Origin of the sequence: Methylobacterium gnaphalii, from assembly GCF_007992215.1 — a bacterium.
GTDB lineage: Bacteria > Pseudomonadota > Alphaproteobacteria > Rhizobiales > Beijerinckiaceae > Methylobacterium > Methylobacterium gnaphalii.
In genome coordinates, this window is the sequence record NZ_BJZV01000032.1 from 1 (window position 1) to 18,845 (window position 18,845).

Annotated in this window: 17 protein-coding genes; 4 read left to right on the forward strand and 13 right to left on the reverse strand. The window is 67.1% G+C overall.

Features of this window, described 5'->3' with window-relative positions:
* Nucleotides 1–454 precede the first annotated feature (454 nt).
* The 12 genes from MGN01_RS19835 to MGN01_RS19890 all read right to left on the reverse strand — a co-directional run bounded on the left by MGN01_RS19835 (nt 455) and on the right by MGN01_RS19890 (nt 10,697).
* Nucleotides 455–1,012: a hypothetical protein gene (locus tag MGN01_RS19835; protein ID WP_147048564.1), complete on the reverse strand. Its 558-nt coding sequence runs from the start codon at nt 1,010–1,012 to the stop codon at nt 455–457.
* 53 nt (nt 1,013–1,065) lie between these two features.
* The gene (locus tag MGN01_RS19840; protein WP_147048565.1) at nt 1,066–1,305 is read right to left on the reverse strand and encodes a hypothetical protein; all 240 of its coding nucleotides are present in this window, start codon (nt 1,303–1,305) and stop codon (nt 1,066–1,068) included.
* Nucleotides 1,306–1,360: 55 nt separating this feature from the next.
* Nucleotides 1,361–2,398 carry a formate dehydrogenase subunit gamma gene (locus MGN01_RS19845; RefSeq protein WP_147048566.1) on the reverse strand — a complete coding sequence of 346 codons (1,038 nt, stop codon included), beginning with the start codon at nt 2,396–2,398 and terminating at the stop codon, nt 1,361–1,363.
* 116 nt (nt 2,399–2,514) lie between these two features.
* Nucleotides 2,515–3,111 carry a formate dehydrogenase FDH3 subunit beta gene (gene fdh3B, locus MGN01_RS19850; protein ID WP_147048567.1) on the reverse strand — a complete coding sequence of 199 codons (597 nt, stop codon included), beginning with the start codon at nt 3,109–3,111 and terminating at the stop codon, nt 2,515–2,517.
* Nucleotides 3,112–3,127: 16 nt separating this feature from the next.
* Nucleotides 3,128–6,070, reverse strand: coding sequence for a formate dehydrogenase subunit alpha (locus tag MGN01_RS19855; protein WP_147048568.1), 2,943 nt, complete (start codon nt 6,068–6,070; stop codon nt 3,128–3,130).
* A gap of 7 nt (nt 6,071–6,077) precedes the next feature.
* Nucleotides 6,078–6,320, reverse strand: coding sequence for a formate dehydrogenase (locus MGN01_RS19860; RefSeq protein WP_147048569.1), 243 nt, complete (start codon nt 6,318–6,320; stop codon nt 6,078–6,080).
* 57 nt (nt 6,321–6,377) lie between these two features.
* Nucleotides 6,378–7,046 carry a TorD/DmsD family molecular chaperone gene (locus tag MGN01_RS19865; protein WP_147048570.1) on the reverse strand — a complete coding sequence of 223 codons (669 nt, stop codon included), beginning with the start codon at nt 7,044–7,046 and terminating at the stop codon, nt 6,378–6,380.
* A 42-nt stretch (nt 7,047–7,088) separates the two neighbouring features.
* Nucleotides 7,089–7,874 (reverse strand): DUF3306 domain-containing protein, encoded by a 786-nt coding sequence (locus MGN01_RS19870; protein ID WP_147048571.1) that lies wholly within the window; start codon nt 7,872–7,874, stop codon nt 7,089–7,091.
* Nucleotides 7,871–8,374 (reverse strand): DUF3305 domain-containing protein, encoded by a 504-nt coding sequence (locus tag MGN01_RS19875; RefSeq protein ID WP_147048572.1) that lies wholly within the window; start codon nt 8,372–8,374, stop codon nt 7,871–7,873. Before MGN01_RS19875 ends, MGN01_RS19870 begins: the two co-directional genes overlap by 4 nt.
* 10 nt (nt 8,375–8,384) lie before the next feature.
* Nucleotides 8,385–9,395, reverse strand: coding sequence for a DUF6352 family protein (locus MGN01_RS19880; protein WP_147048573.1), 1,011 nt, complete (start codon nt 9,393–9,395; stop codon nt 8,385–8,387).
* A 4-nt stretch (nt 9,396–9,399) separates the two neighbouring features.
* Nucleotides 9,400–9,951, reverse strand: coding sequence for a DUF6505 family protein (locus MGN01_RS19885; protein ID WP_147048574.1), 552 nt, complete (start codon nt 9,949–9,951; stop codon nt 9,400–9,402).
* On the reverse strand, nt 9,948–10,697 hold the full coding sequence (locus MGN01_RS19890) for a biotin/lipoate--protein ligase family protein (protein ID WP_147048575.1): 750 nt from the start codon (nt 10,695–10,697) through the stop codon (nt 9,948–9,950). Before MGN01_RS19890 ends, MGN01_RS19885 begins: the two co-directional genes overlap by 4 nt.
* A gap of 188 nt (nt 10,698–10,885) precedes the next feature.
* Here MGN01_RS19890 and MGN01_RS19895 point away from each other — a divergent pair, with 188 nt between their 5' ends.
* Entirely contained in the window at nt 10,886–12,871 is a 1,986-nt protein-coding gene (locus MGN01_RS19895; RefSeq protein ID WP_147048576.1) for a 4Fe-4S binding protein, read from the forward strand.
* A 9-nt stretch (nt 12,872–12,880) separates the two neighbouring features.
* On the opposite strand, the gene MGN01_RS19900 is transcribed toward MGN01_RS19895, so the two are convergent.
* Entirely contained in the window at nt 12,881–14,161 is a 1,281-nt protein-coding gene (locus MGN01_RS19900; RefSeq protein WP_147048577.1) for a c-type cytochrome, read from the reverse strand.
* Nucleotides 14,162–14,223: 62 nt separating this feature from the next.
* Here MGN01_RS19900 and MGN01_RS19905 point away from each other — a divergent pair, with 62 nt between their 5' ends.
* From MGN01_RS19905 to MGN01_RS19915, 3 genes are all read left to right on the forward strand, one after another.
* On the forward strand, nt 14,224–15,408 hold the full coding sequence (locus tag MGN01_RS19905) for a molybdopterin-binding protein (RefSeq protein WP_306437165.1): 1,185 nt from the start codon (nt 14,224–14,226) through the stop codon (nt 15,406–15,408).
* Nucleotides 15,405–17,387, forward strand: a complete 1,983-nt coding sequence (locus MGN01_RS19910) for a molybdopterin biosynthesis protein (RefSeq protein WP_147048578.1) — start codon at nt 15,405–15,407, stop codon at nt 17,385–17,387. The genes MGN01_RS19905 and MGN01_RS19910 overlap by 4 nt, the downstream gene beginning before the upstream one ends.
* A 184-nt stretch (nt 17,388–17,571) precedes the next feature.
* Nucleotides 17,572–18,822, forward strand: coding sequence for a molybdopterin molybdotransferase MoeA (locus MGN01_RS19915; RefSeq protein WP_147048598.1), 1,251 nt, complete (start codon nt 17,572–17,574; stop codon nt 18,820–18,822).
* The last annotated feature ends 23 nt before the right edge of the window (nt 18,823–18,845 follow it).

Consider the following 18,845-nt stretch of genomic DNA (forward strand, 5'->3'; position numbering starts at 1 on the left):
ACATAACGCCGATGATGGAAGCGCGCAAGAGAGCCCCAGCTACGCAGGAGCCTTTTGTTTCGCCGCCTTCAGGCAACCAGCGCGGCCCGCCTCTGTCAGGCACCGCGTTGGGAAGGTGCATCTAGGATGCCGGGAGGACCTTGTCAATGGCGCCCATGGACTCGAACGATCAGATGGAAACTGGTCTCGAACCCTCGTCTACCACTGTGTGTGGGAACGATCAGAACCGGTTTCACCGTTACTTCTTTGCGGCTGGAAGCGCTTTGGGCAGAACGAATATCCGATTTTCGTTTTGACAGATTGAATGCGCTGAGATGGCTCTCGGCCCTATCCCTACCGCCCGCGCAGCACTCGACCCGGCCGTCTGTTTCATAACGACGGCATCGGGACGATGGTCGTTGTCATTGGCCGGTGGGATTGCACGGAGCGGTCGGTCTGAACTTCGAGGCTGCGTTCATTGTGGATGGTATCTGGGATCGAGCGCCGCCAACGCGAGAAGGGGCGCCGGAAGCACCACCCCGGCGATCCGCATGGCGCGGGCGGCGCCACGGCAAGCGGACTGGTCGTTTGCAGCCGCGGAGGCCTCCACTTTTGCCACCATGTCGGCGTCTGGTCTGGGCGATGGCGCTGGCTTCGCTGCCGCAGCCGGATCTTTCGCGTCCGCGTTGGCGCGCGTGCGTGGGTCGTTCGCGCCCTTGTCTTCCGTCACCTTGCCGTCCACTGGACCGCTGAGGCCAGCTTTTTTCTGAACTTCGTCGCCTTTGGAGGACGGCACTCCCTGACTTTGATTGGAGGCGTTGGAGACGGCCGTAGCCTGCTGCGGCGGCGGCGTCGCGGCCTGTTTCGCTGGTTCCGGCTGTTTCACGAAAGCGAGGAGTTCCTGGCAGAGGTTAGCGGGCTGGCCGGCCGGGGAGGGTGGGGGAGCCCCATCCTGGCCGAGGGCGCCGCCGCACATCAGGAGACCGAAAACCACACTTGCCGCTGTCGTCAGGCCGACCGCCGCATTCCTCATCACGTGCACTCCTTCGTACATGCCACTGCCGCGGGGCGGCCACGGACCCACGTTCAGGACCGCTTGGGCTCGGAGGCTGCGCCCCGGACCTTGCCGTGAGGTTCGGCGTCATATTCGTCCGGAGCCGGATCACCGTCCCATCGCGGCCCCACGAGGTTGGTTCCGGGCTCGGAGACCCGGGCGCCCGACGTCGCGAAGGCTTGGTAGGCGAACCGCTGACTGCTCGTGAGCGCCAGCATCGCCCCGATCCCAAGGATGATCGCGGCAATCACTGCGGCAACGAAGGCTTTCATCGTTTCGACCTCACGTCCTGGCTTGCCTTTGGCCTCGAGCCGCCGGGGGTGTCCGTCATTCGGCCGGCGCGGGATGAGACGCGACCTGCGGCCCGCTCGCGGTGCGCGCTTGCTCCTGCTCGACCCAGAGATCGTGGTGCGTGCGCGCCCAGGCGAGATCGACCTTGCCGCTGCCCATGGCGTCGTAAGCCCCTTTCATGCCCAAGGTGCCGATGTAGATGTGGGCAAGGATGCCGGCGATGAACACGACCCCGATCAGGGAGTGGATCACCTGCATGACCTGCATCCCATTCACGTCAAAGACGGCGAACGGAAACAGCATCATCAGTCCGGTCGCGCCCATCGCGGCACCGAAGCCAGCGACCATCCAGAACACGCCCTTCTGGCCCGCGTTGAAACGACCCGCATGCGGGTGCTTGCTCCCGATGAAGCCGCCACCCGCCTTGATCCACTCCCAGTCGATCCTGTTCGGGATGTTGTCCCGGACCCAGACGACGACCATGAAAATGACCCCCAGCATGAAGGGCCATGCGAGGTAGACGTGGCTGTACTTCGCCCATTGTGCGAGCGCGCCGAAGGCGTCGGGACCGATGAGCGGCATCAGCAGACGCTTGCCGAAGATGTAGTTCAGGCCCGACAGGGAAAGGATGATGAAGCACACCGCCGTCATCCAGTGCGTGAAGCGCTCGAAGGCGTTGAAGCGAAGGATCTTCTTGCCCGATTCCTGGCTGTGATCGGTCAGGATCCGACCGCGATAGAGGAAAAACGCAGCGAGCGCTGCGAGCATTCCGAGGATAACGAGCGCGCCGATCCAAGGCAGCCAGCCCTCGCGGAACATCTGATACTGGCGGCCCTGAGGTTGGATCAGGTTCGCCGCCTTGCCGTCCGGAATGCTGATCCGGCCGGTGATCTTGGGGCTCTGCTTGAACAGGAACTCCTCGTTGACCGAATCGGCCGTGGGCCGCGCGCCCATGGGGTTCTGTCCGTCGGCCTGGATCGGGCTCTGCGCCCGGGCCGACATGTCGAGGCCCGACGCCGGCCACAGGGCCGCCATCACCAGAAGCGCACCCAGAAGCGTCGCCACCCGCTGCATCGGCGTTCCTTTCCGATCCATCGATGGAACGCGGCGGCAGCGCCGTCGCCTTCCAGCCAAAGCCTTGGACACCACCCACCGGAGACAACCCGTCATCCGTCGGGGAGGGCCCTCCATCAGATCGCGACGGTCTCGCGATAGGCGGTCTTCCAGCCCCACGCGCCCGAGCCGTAACCGCGCTTGAGCACGCGCTGCTTGTAGATCTCGGCGATCATCTCGCCGTCGCCGGCGAGCAAAGCCTTGGTCGAGCACATCTCCGCACAGAGCGGCAGCTTGCCTTCGGCCAACCGGTTGGAGCCGTACTTCTCGTACTCCGCCGTCGACAGGTCGGGCTCGGGGCCGCCGGAGCAATAGGTGCACTTGTCCATCTTGCCGCGGGACCCGAAGTTACCGACCCGCGGGTACTGCGGCGCGCCGAAGGGGCAGGCATAGAAGCAGTAGCCACAGCCGATGCAGATGTCCTTCGAGTGCAGCACCACGCCGTCGGCGGTGGTGTAGAAGCAGTTCACCGGGCATACCGCTGCGCAGGGCGCGTCGGTGCAGTGCATGCAGGCCATCGACACCGAGCGCTCGCCGGGCTTTCCGTCGTTCAAGGTGACGACGCGACGCCGGTTGATGCCCCAGGGCACCTCGTGCTCGTTCTTGCAGGCCGTGACGCAGGCGTTGCACTCGATGCAGCGATCCGCGTCGCAGAGGAACTTCATGCGGGCCATGGTCGGGTCGCTCCTCTCAGGCCGCTGCGATCTGGCACAGGGTGCACTTCGTTTCCTGCATGCCCGTCACCGGATCGAAGCCGTAGGTGGTCACGGTGTTCACGCTCTCGCCGAGCACGACCGGGTCGGCACCCTTCGGATAGAAGTCGCGCATGTCCTTGCCCTGGTACCAGCCGGAGAAGTGGAAGGGCATGAACGCCACGCCCTTGCCGACGCGGTCCGTGACGAGGGCCTTCACCTTCGTCTTCGAATTGTTTTCCGCACCCGTCACCCAGACCCACTGGCCGTCCTTGATCCCCCGTTCGGCGGCGTCGCCCGTGTTGATCTCCACGAACATGTCCTGCTGAAGCTCGGCGAGCCACGGGTTCGAACGAGTCTCCTCGCCGCCGCCCTCGTACTCGACGAGGCGCCCCGAGGTGAGGATGATCGGAAACGACTTGGCGACCCCCCGCTCGACGGCGGACTTCTGAACCGAGAAGCCGATATTCGGCACGCGGAACTGGCGCTCGTCGGGTCGCGTCGGGTACTTGGCGACGAGATCCGGCCGCGGCGAGTAGATCGGCTCACGATGTACGGGAACGGGATCCGGGAGGTTCCAGGCATTACCCCTGGCCTTGCCGTTCCCGAAGGGGGAGACCCCGTGATCGAGGCAGACGCGCTGGATGCCCCCGGACAGGTCCGTCGCCCAACTCACGGTATCGGGCTTGTCGCCTCCGATCTTCAGGATCGTCGCCATCTCCTCGGCCGTGAGATCCTTGTCCCAGCCGAGCTTCTTGAACACGCCCAGCGTGAACTCGGGATAGCCGTCGGTGAGGTCCGAGCCCTTGGAGTAGGAATCCTCGGCGAGCAGAGTTGCGCCGTTCCGCTCGGTTCCGAAGCGTGCCCTGAAGGTGCCGCCGCCATCCTTAACGTGCAGCGCGGTGTTGTAGAGGATGGCCGATCCCGGATGGCGAATCTCGGGCTTGCCCCAGCAAGGCCACGGCAGGCCGTAGTAGTCGCCGCCGACCTCCGGATCGTCTTTCGGGGCGCGCAGGGTGACAAGGTCGAACTTGTGCTGGTTGCGCATGTGCGCCTTCAGGCGCTCGGGCGACTGACCGCAATAGCCCGTCGACCATCCGCCGCGGTTGATCTCGCGCAGAATGTCCTCGGCCAGAGGGACGTTGCTCTCGACCTTGATGTTCTTGAACATCCGGTCGGCGAAGCCGAGCTTCTTCGCCAGCAGGTACATGACCTCGTAGTCGTTCTTCGACTCGAAGGCCGGCTTCACGATCTGCTCACCCCATTGCAGGGACCGGTTCGATGCCGTGCGGCAGCCATCCATCTCCAGTGAGGTGCAGATGGGCAGGAGGTAGGTGTTCTCTTGCCGGGCATCGAGCGCCGCGAAGGTGGTGGGGTGCGGGTCCGCGACGACCAGGAGCTCAAGCTTGTTCATGCCCTCGATGGCCTCGGGCAGGCGCGTCACGGTGTTGCCGCCGTGCCCAAAGACCATGAATGCCTTGAGCGGGCTTCTCTGGTCGATCTGCTCCGCGGGCAGGTTGACCGCGTCGAACCAGCGAGTGGAGGTGATGCCCGGCGCCTCCATGTTTTCCTTGCGCGAGCGACCCTTCCGGCCCGGTGCGGCCGGGATCTCGTCGAAACGGGACTGCAGCCAGTCGTACTCGACCTCCCAGACGCGGGCCCAGTGCCGCCAGCCGCCTTCGACCAGCCCGTAGTAGAGGGGCAGCGAGGTGACATCGAGCCCGAGATCCGTGGCGCCCTGGACGTTGGTATGGCCGCGGAAGATGTTGGCGCCGGTCCCTGGCTTACCCACGTTGCCCGTGGCGAGGCACAGGATGCAAAGGGCCCGAACGTTCGCCGTCCCCACCGTGTGCTGGGTATTTCCCATGCACCAGATCATGGTGGCGGGCTTTTCCTTGGCGAACATCTCGGCCACACGGCGGAGTTGCGCGCCCGGCACGCCGGTCACCCGTTCGACTTCGTCGGGCGTCCATCGGGCGACCTCCTTGCGGACGTCGTCCATGGCGTAGACGCGCTGGCGAATGAATTCCTTATCCTCCCAGCCATTCTCGAAGATGTGCCAGAGCATCCCCCAGGCCACCGGGATATCCGTGCCGGACCGGATGCGTACGTATTCGGTGGCATGGGCCGCCGTGCGGGTGAAGCGGGGATCGATGACGATCATGTTGGCCCGGTTGATCTCCTTGCCCGACAGCACATGCTGCATGGAGATCGGATGGGCCTCGGCGGGATTGCCGCCGATGATGATCATCGTCTTGGCGTTGCGGATGTCGTTGTAAGAATTCGTCTGGGCACCGTAGCCCCAGGTATTGGCGACGCCTGCCACGGTCGTCGAGTGGCAGATGCGTGCCTGGTGATCGACGGAGTTCGTGCCCCAGAAGGCGCCGAACTTGCGCATCAGATAGGCGGCCTCGTTGGTGAATTTCGCCGAACCGAGCCAGTAGACGGAATCGGCGCCGTGCTTCTCGCGTAAGGCCGTGAGCTTGTCGCCGATCTCACCGATCGCCTGTTCCCAGGAGATGCGCTTCCACTGACCGCCTTCGAGCTTCATCGGGTACTTCAGGCGGCGATCGGACGAAACGAGTTCGCGGATCGCCGCGCCCTTGGCGCAGTGCGTTCCCCGGTTGATCGGGCTTGCCCAGGACGGTTCCTGTCCGACCCAGACCCCGTTCACGACCTCGGCGGTCACCGTACATCCCACCGAGCAGTGGGTGCAGATGTTCTTCTTGATCACCGTATCCGGCCCGACGGCCGACGAGCCGGCCGCCTCGGCCTTTCGGACCGAACCGAGTTGCAAGGAACCCGCCGCAGCCAGCGCACCGGCGGTGAGGCCGGATTTGCGCAGGAAGTCGCGCCGATCCAGCACCCCCGCTGCGAGGCCGGCGGCGACCGCTTGGTGCTTGCTGCGGCTCGCCTCGCCGCCCTTGCGCTTGGTCAGCATGACAGCCTCACTTCGTGCCTGGAGCGGGATCGGAATTCTTCAGCAACGTCTCGTAGCCGTTGGTTCGGTAGAACGCCTTCACGTGGTCGCTCAGCCGGTAGCGGCTCCTGGTCTCCTCGGTGCCGGGATCATAGGCCTGGGCCTCGGTCGCACCCATCGGCGATGCAACCGCAGCCGCGGCGGCAACGGTGCCGCCGCCCAGGGTCCGGAAGAACTGGCGGCGACCGAGGTCCTTTGAATGCTGCCGCATCGATCTATCTCCAAGTTCGGCCCGCGCCGAAGAACAAAGTCCGCCCGGGCGCTTCCGTCACAACGCAACGGAGGCGCCCGCCCGTGTTCGTCCGTGATCCATTGCGAAGGCCTCGGCCTCGACATCGATGAAGGCGCGGCCCAACCCACCCACGGCACGATAAAATCTTGCGGATCGGGCCTGTTCCAGGTCCGCGAAAAAGCGGCCTGCCCAGGGGGCGATGTGCCGGATGAAGAACTGGGCCTGCATGCCAGCCGGCGCCTCGAACCGGCCGGAAGCCAACCCGCCCATGACCTCAAGCAGGAAAGGCAGGTGATCTTCGGGCTCGGTCGCATCGTCGTCGCGGGCAAGCCCGAGGGCCACGAGGTCCTTCCGGACACGCGCTAGGGGCCGCTCGTTCAGAAAGCCAGTGAGGTAGTAGGAAGCGTAAGGCAGGAACTCGCCCCTCCCAACGCCGACGAAAAGCGCGAAGAATTCCCGCTCGACCGTCGCTTCCGGCGCCTCGGCAGCCGCAACACCAAGGTTGGCCACGTGTCGCCCAAGTACACCGACGCCGGCGGGGGAGAGCGCGAGCAGATCAAGGAGATCCTGGTCTGGCGCGCGGCCGAGCAGCACGGCCAGGAGGTCGTAATGGCGCGCGCGAACGCTGTCGACATCGTCGGCTTGAGCTATGCCGCCAACCGCATTCCGTGCCGGATACTCAGACGCCGACGCTGCCGAACCCATCGTCACCCTCGGGCTCGTAGAAGCCCATACCTTGGAGCGATACTAAGAAGGGTTCTTATCCGCCGCAATCGCATTTTCATCGCGAGGAACAGGGATCGCCCCGCCATGCCGTCGCAGGCGGGGCTTCTGGTCGCAAGTCGGCGCTATGGCGTCATGGGTTTCCGGCCTATGGGCTGGAACGCCTGGTATCGTCTGACATTCCGAGACCTTGACTGCCGGGGCCGACAGTGCGGGAATCGGCTCGCGCGACGGCGTCATCGGGCCGTCCATGCCAAGAGTCGGCGTCGAGGCCAGCGCCGTGTCCGCATCCTGCTCGAAGGGGGCCTCGGCATCGATCAAAGGCTCATGCGTGGCGACACGGTCCGTCTCCGGTGCCGCGCGAAGGAGACGGGCCAGCATCGCCTCGACGTCATCGCTTGGGAGGAGGGGGCCCAGCCCGGGCACCCCACCGGGGCTGTTCCAGTCATAGGCGTATTCACGAGCCTCGCTGACGAAGTCGCGAATGGTGGGATCCATCGACCACATCCGGCGTAGCGCCGCGTTTCGCAGCAAGGCTGGAACACCGGCGCGCAGGAAAGGCGCAAGGTCTGTTTCCGGGGTTACCTCGTCGGGAGCCGGCAGATGTGCCCAAGGATCGCCGGAGCCCGTCGCCTGGGGCAGCGTCGGATCGGTTTCGGGGCGCGAGCCGCTGGCGGCCGCCGGTTCCTCGCCAAGCCCGACGTGAACGGGGGCCACGACAGAGGCGGGAACGGCCTTCTTGTTTGCCAGTTCGGCGGCGCGGACCGAAAGCTTTCGCCGGGTCCATCGCGAGAGAAAGCTTTCGCTCATTCGCGCGTCTCCCCGGGCACACGGGCGCGACGGGCGAGAGCCTCGGGGTCGGCGCGGTCGCGCTTGCGCTTTTCGAACCTGCGTTCGACGTGGAAAGCCTCGAAGAACGCCAGGAGCTTGGCCTGCACCTCCGACGGCATCGGTACCGCCTCGACGATCTCGCCGATGCCCTCGGCCATCGACTCCCCTTCGTACGGGTCGGCCGTCACGGACGCGACCTCGTAAGCGTCTGGTCCGTTGGCCCGGAGCGCGACCCACAGGCAGGGGCGCCCGGAAACCAAGTTGTCGCGATAATGAGCGGTCTCGCCAGGGTGCAGCGTGACCTCGAACGCCCCGGCATAGACCCTCGTCTCGTCCTCGCTGTCCGAGAGTACGGTGCCGGCAGGCGCGCCAGCCGCCGCAGGCAGGGCGGCCACGGGCAGCCAAGCATGGCTCGCCCAGGGCCCCTTGAGCCGACGTCGCGCGACGATGATGCCCACCTCGAAGCGGCTTTCGGTCATTGCGTTCACCTCAGGCGGCCCGCCGGCCATCAGCGAGCGGTAAACCGACAACGAGATTGTGCGGCTTGAGATGCAGGCTCCTGTCCGCGGCAGACGCGAGCAGAAGGTACACGGTGTGGCCGCCCACGCGCGACATCGCCTGGGCCGGATTGTCGAAGACGAGGCCGAATACGCCGAGCAGGCGCTCGCGCATCGCCGCGTCGACCGCCTCGCCGCGCCACAGCGCGTTGCCGATACGTGTCCCCTCCTGACTGAGCCCGACGAACCAGCGCCAGTCCGGATCCTCCAGTCGTTCGAGCGGCGTCACCGTCACGTGCACGTTCAGGAGGTGTCGCACGAAGGTCTGGATGACGCGCGCCAGTCCGGCGCGAGCACGCGGATCGGAGCTGATGTTGAGCACCATCGTGTACGCATCCGACCGGCTCCAGTACGTCCAGGTGTTCTCCGCGGTCATCACGTCCAACTCGCTCGCGGCTTCGAGGCCGAACATCGCGACGAGCGGCGAGGGGGGCATACCCCCTTCGCGGGCAGCGATAACCTCGGCATCGGCCAGGAGCGCAGTCCCTTCGTGGAAGCTGACCCGCTGGGACCGGAAGAACAGCTCGGCCGCGCGCAGGACGAAGGGATCGTCGCAGCCGTCGAGGGCGTTGCGCAGGATTAGGTGCACGAGTTGGTCCAGGAACAGGGAGGGCACCCCCTGGAGATCACCGCGCACGAGCGAGAGGTAGGCGGCCTCGACGGAGCGGGCCCCAAGCAAGCGGTCGCGAAAGGCGAGGATCACCTCCCAGTTCTCACGTGCATCGGGGTCCGCGATGGATGAGATTTCCGTCGGCAGGACCTCTCGGCGCGGGCGCGAGAGCAGTGCGGCATGGAGCGCGAGCTCTGCCGCACAAGCTTCCGGCGGAGGCACAAGCTCCGGCCTAGCCAGGTAGGCGAGGATCAACTCGTCCGTGACGGCGAGGCCGCCACCCTCCGTCCGGCGCGTCAGGTGATGGCCGCTGGACACCCAGAATTCGGTCATCCGTTCAGCCTCCCGAGCGGGTGTCGTGGATCAGGCCGACGAGATGAACCCGCTCCTCGGGCGCGTCCTCATCGACCTCGGCGAAGTGGAAGGCGCGTCCGTGCAGCACGTCCGAGCCCGGCCGCCGATGCAGCGACCGAAATTCCTCGCGTATGCTCCCGTCCCTTTCGGCGCGGTGCATCGCCACGACGGTGCCAACCGGAAGGTTGCAGAGGGACGCGGAAACATCGAGTTCCTCCCTCGCTGCGGCGCGGGCAGACTCCCGATCAGGTGCGCCGAAGCGCTCATGAATGTGACCGGCAAGGTCCTCGACCGCCTCTGCATGCTCGGAGGCGGTCGCCTCGCTCACGACAACAAGCGTCGAGAAGCCGAGCGATCGCACTCCAACGAAGCCGGAGCGGAAGGCCGCGCGATCCTTCGGCGACAATCCCGTAGTCTCGACGTCAAGGAAGAGGAAGCTGCCAGTCACGGCCCACTCCCCCGGCTCGGCTGCGCGCGGGAATACAAAAGTGTCCGACGGGTCGAGCCGAAGGGTTCGGGGAAGCCTCACGCTCAAAGCCTCACCCCGCCGGTCGCCGGGTCGAACCAGGCGTGCATCTGCAACGCGGCACGCAGGAACAGATGTTCCTTCCTTCCGTCCGGGTAAGTCAGCCGCCCGTCGCCGAAAGCATCGATGCTCGCCCGAACACCGGCGTCGAGCGGCCAGCGCGAGAGATAGATCGCTGCGATCCTCTCGAACCCGTCTTCCCGCCAGACCTCGAAGGCCTTGGTGAGATGGCGCGCGAAGCTTTCGATCAGGGCCATCCGCAACCCGCCGCCGAAGCCTTCTTCGTCCAGCGCCGTCGATTCCGGCGTATGCCCCGGATCGCCGAACGCCGCCTTCGACCCGATCAACGCCGCGGAGAACACCAGCCAATCCGGGTCATCCTCCTCGGCACATCCCTCCGGCCAACCAAGCCGTCCGCCACCGAGCCGGGCGCCGTTGAAATTGAGGCTACCGTCCCAGTCGAACGTCACGGGCATCTCAGGAGGCCCGTAGGCGCCGACGGCATCGCCGAGTGCGACCATACCTGCAAAGAAGGCACGTCGTGCCGAGGCGAGAGGCTCGTCCGGAGCCAGCACCACCGAGAATTCGATCAGGTCGTCGCGGCGGCCGATGACGAGCGTGGCGGGCTCCGCCTGTCCCGCGGCCGCAAGGCGGCACGCCTCAAGATGGGCGCCGGGCGATCGCTCGGCGAGGCGCGCGCTGAAGCCGGGAGGAAGGAGCAGGCACGCCAGGCCGGCATCGTGGAGGGGCGTCATGGACGGGAAGCGGCCATCGACCGGGCGGTTTCCAGGAATGCCGCGGCGTGCGCCAGCATGCCGGATCGTTGTTTCGAACGGTTCGAGTATAAGGGTTTGCCCCGAGCGCGCGAAGGGGCTGCGTTCGAGAGTATCGTCAAGTGACTGTGTCAGACCGTCTCGTATTCGCCTGCTCCTGCGAGAGGACGATGTCCCTCGACGCTGCCACCATCGCGAAAGGCTGTGGTGGAGAACTTCTCACAGCCGACCAGCTCTGCGGGCGAGAGCTCGACCGATTCCGCCAAGCCCTGGCGACAGGCCGGCCGGTGACCGTGTCCTGCACCCTCCAGGCACCACTTTTCGACGAAGTTGCCGAGGAGTCGGACGCGGAGGGTCGGGTTTCCTACGCGAAGATCCGCGAAACCGCCGGCTGGTCGTCCGAGGGCAGCGCGGCGGCCCCGAAATTGGCTGCGCTTCTCGCCGCCGCGGCGGAGCCCTTACCGGACGCGGCCACGGTGTCGTTGCAAAGCCGGGGTGTCGCGTTGATCTACGGTCGCGACGAAGTTGCAATCGAGGCTGGGCGAAGGCTCGCCGAACATCTCGACGTCACCGTCCTACTGACGCGGCCAGACGCGGTCGCGCCGCCGCAACGCAACGCTTTCCCGGTCCTGCAAGGGACGGTCCGCACCGCCAAGGGGCATCTCGGCGCCTTCGAACTCGGCATCGACGATTATGCCCTGCCGGCCCCATCCTCGCGGACCCACCTGCTCTTCGGCGCGGCGAGGAACGGCGCCGTCTCGACCTGCGACCTCATCATCGACCTGTCCGGGGGCGCCCCGTTATTCGTCGCGCACGACCTGCGCAACGGCTACCTGCGAGCCGATCCAGGCGATCCAGCGGCAGTCGAGCGTCGTTTGGCCGAGGCCTCCCACCTGATCGGCGAATTCGACAAGCCACGCTTCATCGACTTCCATGGCGAGCTTTGCGCACATGCGCGTTCCCGCATCACCGGGTGCACGCGGTGCCTGGATGTCTGCCCCACAGGTGCGATCCTGCCTGCCGGCGACCGCGTGGCGATCGACCCTTTCATCTGCGCGGGTTGCGGCAGCTGCGCCGCGGTGTGTCCGACGGGTGCCGCAGCCTACGCCCTGCCGCCGGCGGACGCGCTGACGCGACGGCTTCAAGCCCTGCTTCGTGCCTATCGAACGGCCGGGGGCGAGAATGGTCTCGTCGTCTTCCATGACGGCGATCACGGCGAGCCCCTCATCGACGCGCTGGCCCGTTATGGGGACGGCCTGCCGGCGCACGCGCTCCCGGTGCAGGTCAACGAGGTGACGCAGATTGGCCCGGAGGCGGTCGCCGCTGCCTTCGCCTACGGAGCTGCGGGGGTGCGGGTTCTGGTTCGGGCACGCGCCAAGCACGACCTCGCTCCCCTCTACAGAACCCTGGCCCTGGGCGACACCATCGCCCGGGCGCTGGGCTATGGCCCAGCAACGGGCACGGACGCAGCCGCAACGATCGAGACGGACGACCCGGACCTTCTCGGCGATGCATTGAGAAACGCCCCCCTCGGGCGGCCCACCACGCGGCCAGCCGCGCTGACGCTACAGGGCGACAAGCGCGAGGTGCTGCGTCACGCCTTCCGCGAGATGCACGTCGCCGCGCCGACGCCCGCCGGTCGGATCGCGCTCGAGGCAGGCGCGCCCTTCGGTGGCCTGAACTTCCGCATCGAGGACTGCACGCTGTGCCTGTCCTGCGTCGGAGCCTGTCCGACCCATGCGCTTTCGGACAGTGCAGAGAGACCGCTCCTCGCCTTCGAGGAAAGCCTTTGCGTGCAGTGCGGGCTCTGCGCAGCGACCTGCCCCGAGGATGTGATCGACCTACTCCCGCAGATCGACTTCGAGGCCTGGGCCGCGCCGCGACGGGTCGTGAAGGAGGAAGAACCTTTCTGCTGCACGACGTGCTCGAAACCATTCGGGACGCGCTCGACGGTCGAGCGCGTGATCGAACGCCTGCGCGAACGACATTGGATGTTCAGCGGACCTGGCAGCGACGAGCGGCTACAAGCGCTGACCATGTGCGAGGATTGCCGGGTCGAGGTTGCGGTCAATCAGGGCTTCGATCCGCATGCAATGCCGGAACGCGCCAAGCCGCGCACAACCGAGGACTACCTGAAGGAGCGTTCGACGGGCTGACCAGCAAGCTCAGTGAGGGGCGGTCGCCTTCGCAAGGAAGCGCACCAAGGCGTCGCGGTCCGCGGCGTTGCCGATCGTTTGCTCGGGCATCCGCGTCCCGGGCGTGTACCGGGCGGGACCGATCTCGAAGAGACGGGAGACGGTCTCAGGCGTCCACACGATGTCGAGATGCCTCAGCGGTTCCGAGTAGCGATAGCCCGGCACGGCGGCGACACGCCGCCCGAAAAGGCCGGCGAGCGTTGGTCCCGCCCGCTCAGCCTCACCCTTCTGCAGGGTGTGGCAGGCGACGCAGGCGCCGAACACCTCGGCACCGCGGTCGCCCCGCCAAGCCGCCAGCGTGTCTGCCGGGCGTCGAAGGGCGAGCGTCCCGACGGGCTCTCCCGTCCTCGCGTCCCAGCGCCTGACGAGGCGGTCGCCGCCTCCCGTGACGATCTCGCTGCCGTCGGGCCTCCATGCCAGTGACCACACCGGAAGCCCGGGCCCGACGAGGCGGAGGAGGACATTGGCTGTCGCCCACTCGACCACGACGACAGTGCCGCCGGCGGTCGCCGCGGCGACACGCGCTCCGTCCGGGGAGAGCGCCAGCGCGATCACAGGGTTGGGCCCGACTTCGGCCTCTGCCCGCATCGTCCCGTCGGAACGCAGAAAGCGCAGGGTCGCGTCCGCGCCCGCCGCGACGACCTCGCCGTCATGCGCGATCAGGATGGCATGCGCCACGCTGGGTAACGTCACGAGCGTCGCGGATATGTTCGGCCGGGTCCAGATGCGCAGGACTGCGTCCGAACCGGCCGTCAATGCCTTGCCGTCCTGCGTGAAAGCGATCGCGTTGACGGGGCCCGAGCCGGCGTCGAGCACCCTCGGCGTGCCTCCCGTTAGGGACCAGAGCCGTGCCGTGCCGTCCCATGAGGCGGAGGCGAGGAGGGCACCGTCCGGTGAGACCGCAAGACCCACGACCGGGCCGGAATGGCCCGCCAACACCTGTTCAGGCTCCAGCCGTCCCAACCGCCAAAGGGCAACCCTTCCGTCATCGGACGCGGTTGCGAAACGGCCGTCGGGAAGCGAGGCGACGGCGTTCACGGCTCCGTCGTGGAAGCGCAGCACCGCGAGCGCGGCGCCGGTATCGAGACCCCAGATGATGGCAGCCTGGTCGAAGCCGCCCGAGATCGCGAGGCGCCCATCGGCGGAGACGGCCAGCGCCCGCACAGCCCCTCCGTGCCCCTGCATCTGCGCAAGCGCAGGTGATGCGTACAACGCGATGATCAGGCCGAGAATACGCGTCGCTGTCCACATCTTCGGTCTGTCCGGACGATGGGGAGGACCATACGCACCGTATACGGGCCCGTCACCGTCGCTTGGATCCTGCGCATCGCGCCGTTGCGGACGGCGAGCGCCTGCGGGCCAAGACCTTGATCATCGCACCCGGATGGCGCATCGCCACCGTGATGATCCGAACCGCATCCTCGCCGCTCTTTCCTCTTCGGGAGGCGATGGTCTTGCTCTGCGGCGAGGTCGCACCCGTCTCCCCCACGACCGTTCCCCTCGCAGCGGCGTTCGGGTGCGTCGCGGCCGGGGCGATCGCAGCACCCAACGCCAAGCCCGCTTCCCCGACGGCGATGCGTGACGGGTTCGCGGTCGAGGCCGCTGCGGTCGGCGGCGCGTCGACCTACGCGCCGATCTTTCTCGTGCCTCCGCCGCCATGGGTCGAGGCCGGAGAGCCGCTGCCTCGCGGTTCCAACGCCGTCTTGCCACCGGAGGGATGGGAGAATGGAACGGTCGTTATGGACGTCGCCGCGCGGGAAGGCGTGAGCGGCGCGGGCGACGACATCGCTCGGGACGAGACATTGATCGAGGCGGGCAGCCGGATCGGACCGCTCCACATGCTCGCTCTTGAGGCAGCGGAATTGGCGTCGGTCGATGTCCGCCGGCCCCGCTTGCGCATCATCGCGGCAGGCGCACCGATCCCGGATACGGCGTCGCCCATGATCGCGCGCCTCGTCGTGCATCGAGGCGGAGAGGCCGAGGTCGTTCGGGCTCGCAGCGAGGTTTCCGACATCGCGCAGGCGATCCGTGACGGCTCGGCCGACGCGGTCATCCTGATCGGAGGCAGCGGTGTCGGGCGCTCCGATCACAGCGCGGCGGCCCTCGCCGCGGCGGGAGAGCTGCGGGCGCACGGCATCGCCATCCGGCCCGGGGAAACCGCTGCGGTCGGGACGGCAGCCGGCCGTCCGGTTCTTCTCTTGCCTGGCCGCCCCGAGGCGGCGCTCGCCGCGTTCATGGCTCTGGGGCGGCCTCTCGTCGCGAGGCTCGCCGGCATGCAGGACGAGAGGCCGCGTCGGCAGGTTCTGGTACGGAAGGTCGTCTCACTGATTGGTTTGACCGAGATCGTGTTCGTGCGAATCAGATCCGACGGCGTCGAGCCGCTCGGGGGAGCCGGCCTACCGCTTCGCCGACTGGCGCAGGCGGACGGCATCATCGTCGTCGAGCCGGAAAGCGAGGGCTTCTCGGCTGGCGAGGAGGCAGAGGTTTGGTCCCTGTGAGTCCGGACGCAGATGACGCTGCCGCGGCCTTCGCCGAGCGCCTCGCCTCGGCCTCCAGCCAGGAGCAATTCCTGAAGGTGATGAGCCGGGACGATGCGCTCGCCGGCTTTCGGGCGGCGGTTCCGCACACGCTCCTGCCGCCCGAGACGGTTTCCCTGGACGACGCACTCGGGCGGGTCCTCGCCCACGACGTCGCCTCACCGATGGATGTCCCGCCCTTCGATCGCGCCCTCGTCGACGGCTTCGCGTTGCGCGCGGCGGACACGGAAGGAGCAGGGCCCGCGAGCCCGCGGCGCCTCACGCTGAATCAGGAGATCCTTGCCTGTGGCATCGCTCCGACGCTCGTCGTGCAGCCGGGCACGGCGACGCCCATCTCGACCGGCGGCATGATCCCGCGCGGCGCCGATGCCGTGGTGATGGTCGAGCATACGGAGTTCGACGCACAGACGCTTGCGGTCGATGTCCTGACTGCCGTCCGCCCGGCGCAGTTCGTCGGCTATGCTGGTGCGGACATGGCATCCGGTGAGACGGTGCTGCGCAAGGGGACGCGCATCACGGCGCGCGAGATTGGCATGCTGGCAGCCTGCGGCCTCGCTAGGGTCGACGTCGTCAAGCGACCACGTGTCGCAGTGCTGTCGACGGGCGATGAGCTTGTCGAGCCCGGCGAGCAGCTGCCCAGGGGCGCGATATACGACTCGAACGGGGCCGTCGTCGCTGCCGCGGTGACCGAGAATGGCGGCGACCCGGTCCGGCTCGGGATCGTGCGCGACGATGCGGCCGCCCTTGAAGAAGCCCTGCGTTCGGCCCTGACAGAAAGCGACCTCGTCGTGCTCTCGGGAGGCACGTCGAAGGGCGCTGGCGACGTCTCGCACCGGGTCCTGTCCCACCTCGGCGAGCCGGGCATCCTGTTTCACGGCGTGGCGCTCAAGCCCGGCAAACCGCTCTGCGTGGCGGCAGCTCAGGGGAAGCCGATCGTCGTGTTGCCGGGGTTTCCCACCTCCGCGATGTTCACCTTCCACGACTTCGTCGTTCCCTTCCTGCGTGCGCGGGCCGGGTTGCCCCCGCGGGAAGACGAGACTGTTACGGCGCGGGTGTCCCAACGGGTGCCCTCCGAGCTCGGTCGGACCGAATTCGTGATGACGTCGCTCACCCTCGGCCCCGACGGAACCATCGCCCTGCCGCTGCCGAAGGGTTCGGGCTCGGTCACCGCCTTCTCGCAGGCTGACGGATTCTTCGCGGTGCCGGCCGCGCGGGCGGGTGTGGAGGCCGGCGAGGGCGTCTCAGTCGTTCGCCTCGGCGCCGGCATCCAGGCGCCCGATCTCACGATCGTCGGCAGCCATTGCGTCGGCCTGGACCGGGTGGTCGGCCTGCTCGCGGAGCGAGGCTACCGCGCACGCACCATATGGGTCGGATCCGCCGGTGGGCTCGCCGCTCTGCGACGCAGCGAATGTGACGTGGCCGCCATGCACCTCTTCGATCCCCAGACGGGCCTCTACAATTCACCGTTCCTCGACGAGGGAATGTCGCTCGTATCTGGCTGGCGTCGGCTTCAGGGCATCGTGTTTCGCCCCGACGACCCCAGGTTTGTCGGTCGCGAGGCAGCGACGGCGGTTGCCGCGGTGCTGTCTGATCCCGACGCCGTCATGGTCAACCGCAACGCCGGCTCGGGCACGCGGCTGCTCGTAGACGGGCTGCTGGAGGGCGCTCGACCAGCGGGGTTCTGGAACCAGCCGCGTTCGCACAACGCCGTGGCCGCCGCGGTCTCGCAGGGCAGGGCGGATTGGGGCGTGGCCATCGCGAGCGTTGCGGATGCCTATGGGCTAGGCTTCATCCCGCTGACGGAAGAGTACTACGACTTGGCGTATCGCGGGGACGCCCGAGAGGGCTCCGCGCTTGCGGCTCTCATTGCGTTGCTCGACGAGACCTCGACAGCAGAAGCGCTACGAGAACTCGGTTTCGTGCCTGCGGCGAAAGGCTAAGCCTGCATCCTTGGGGCCGCGCGACTGAAGAACCAGGAGCCCTCGCCCTCATCCTCAGAGGTGCTCCCATCATGTCGGCTCGACGAAATCGTACGTGTCTGCCAGGGAAGATGTCGCAGCAGTCTGGCAGTTTGCACCGTGGTTTCTGCCTCCGGAGCAGCCCGATCGAAAAGGTTTCAAGGCTTTGGCACAGCTGACCGATGATTGCTTCGCCTTCGGCGGTAAGCTCATGCGGATCGAGGATGCGCTGGGGCTGATCGTCGAACGCATGCCGGTCGTCGCAGACATTGAGACCGTTCCGGTCCATCTGGCCGACGGGCGCATCTGCGCCGCCGACGTTCAAGCCGAATACGACTTGCCTCCCTTCGCCAATTCGGCGGTCGACGGCTACGCGGTCCGCCATGCCGACCTGATCGAAGGGGAGCAGACTGTCCTACCGGTGACCGGACGACTACCAGCCGGCACGCCGGCGGGTCCGGGCGAAGTCGGAGGCGCAATACGGATCTTCACCGGCGCGCCACTGCCGCGGGGGGCGGATACGGTCTTCATGCAGGAGGACGTCCGCGTCGATGGAGACCACGTCCACTTACCGCCGCACCTGAAGCAAGGCGCGAATGCGCGGCCGGCCGGCGAGGATCTGTCACGTGGCCAGCTTGCGATACCTGCGGGCCGACGTCTTCGCCCACAGGACCTCGCGCTCGCGGCCGCGACGGGACATCGAACGATCGCCGTTCGCCGGAGATTGCGTGTCGCATTGTTCTCGACAGGCGATGAACTGGCGGAACCGGGTACGCCACTGCAGCCAGGGGCGGTTTACGACTCAAACCGGGTCCTGCTCGGGGCGCTCCTCCGGCGCCTCGGCGTCGATGTGAACGACCTCGGCATCCTCCGCGATGATCCCGTCACAATGTCAGCCCGGTTGTCCGAAGCCGCCAGTGGCCATGACCTGATCCTCACCTCCGGCGGTGTTTCGACGGGCGAGGAAGACCACGTGAAAGGCGCGGTCGAGGCCCTCGGACGATTGATCGTGTGGAGGCTTGCCATCAAACCGGGCCGACCGGTCGCGATCGGCTTGGTGGGCGGCACGCCATTCGTCGGCCTGCCGGGCAACCCAGTCGCGGTCTACGTGACGCTGCTCTTCATCGTACGGCCTCTTCTGGCCCAGCTCGGCGGCGCTTCGGTGGAGGTTCCTGCCGCAAGACAGGTGCGCGCCGCGTTCGAGTACCGAAAGAAGACAGGCCGGCGCGAGTTCGTGCGGGTGTCGCTGGTTCGCGGAGCTGACGGGGTTGAGGAAGCACGCAAGTTTCATCGCGATGGGGCAGGCGTGCTGACCTCACTGACCGAGAGCGATGGTCTGGTCGAGCTTCCGGACGATACGACGTCGGTCGCTCCGGGTGACCTTCTCGCCTACTATCCCCATGCGCTCCTCTGGTAGATCATGGGGTCGCGCCGCGCGGC

What these genes read in the sequence shown, in the direction of transcription:
- MGN01_RS19855 (WP_147048568.1), bottom strand. Translation starts at nt 6,070, where the DNA reads ATGCTGACCAAGCGCAAGGGCGGCGAGGCGAGCCGCAGCAAGCACCAA.
- MGN01_RS19880 (WP_147048573.1), bottom strand. Translation starts at nt 9,395, where the DNA reads ATGACCGAATTCTGGGTGTCCAGCGGCCATCACCTGACGCGCCGGACG.
- MGN01_RS19835 (WP_147048564.1), bottom strand. Translation starts at nt 1,012, where the DNA reads ATGAGGAATGCGGCGGTCGGCCTGACGACAGCGGCAAGTGTGGTTTTC.
- MGN01_RS19870 (WP_147048571.1), bottom strand. Translation starts at nt 7,874, where the DNA reads ATGAGCGAAAGCTTTCTCTCGCGATGGACCCGGCGAAAGCTTTCGGTC.
- MGN01_RS19890 (WP_147048575.1), bottom strand. Translation starts at nt 10,697, where the DNA reads ATGACGCCCCTCCACGATGCCGGCCTGGCGTGCCTGCTCCTTCCTCCC.
- MGN01_RS19875 (WP_147048572.1), bottom strand. Translation starts at nt 8,374, where the DNA reads ATGACCGAAAGCCGCTTCGAGGTGGGCATCATCGTCGCGCGACGTCGG.
- MGN01_RS19845 (WP_147048566.1), bottom strand. Translation starts at nt 2,398, where the DNA reads ATGCAGCGGGTGGCGACGCTTCTGGGTGCGCTTCTGGTGATGGCGGCC.
- MGN01_RS19895 (WP_147048576.1), top strand. Translation starts at nt 10,886, where the DNA reads ATGTCCCTCGACGCTGCCACCATCGCGAAAGGCTGTGGTGGAGAACTT.
- MGN01_RS19860 (WP_147048569.1), bottom strand. Translation starts at nt 6,320, where the DNA reads ATGCGGCAGCATTCAAAGGACCTCGGTCGCCGCCAGTTCTTCCGGACC.
- MGN01_RS19865 (WP_147048570.1), bottom strand. Translation starts at nt 7,046, where the DNA reads ATGGGTTCGGCAGCGTCGGCGTCTGAGTATCCGGCACGGAATGCGGTT.
- MGN01_RS19900 (WP_147048577.1), bottom strand. Translation starts at nt 14,161, where the DNA reads ATGTGGACAGCGACGCGTATTCTCGGCCTGATCATCGCGTTGTACGCA.
- fdh3B (WP_147048567.1), bottom strand. Translation starts at nt 3,111, where the DNA reads ATGGCCCGCATGAAGTTCCTCTGCGACGCGGATCGCTGCATCGAGTGC.
- MGN01_RS19840 (WP_147048565.1), bottom strand. Translation starts at nt 1,305, where the DNA reads ATGAAAGCCTTCGTTGCCGCAGTGATTGCCGCGATCATCCTTGGGATC.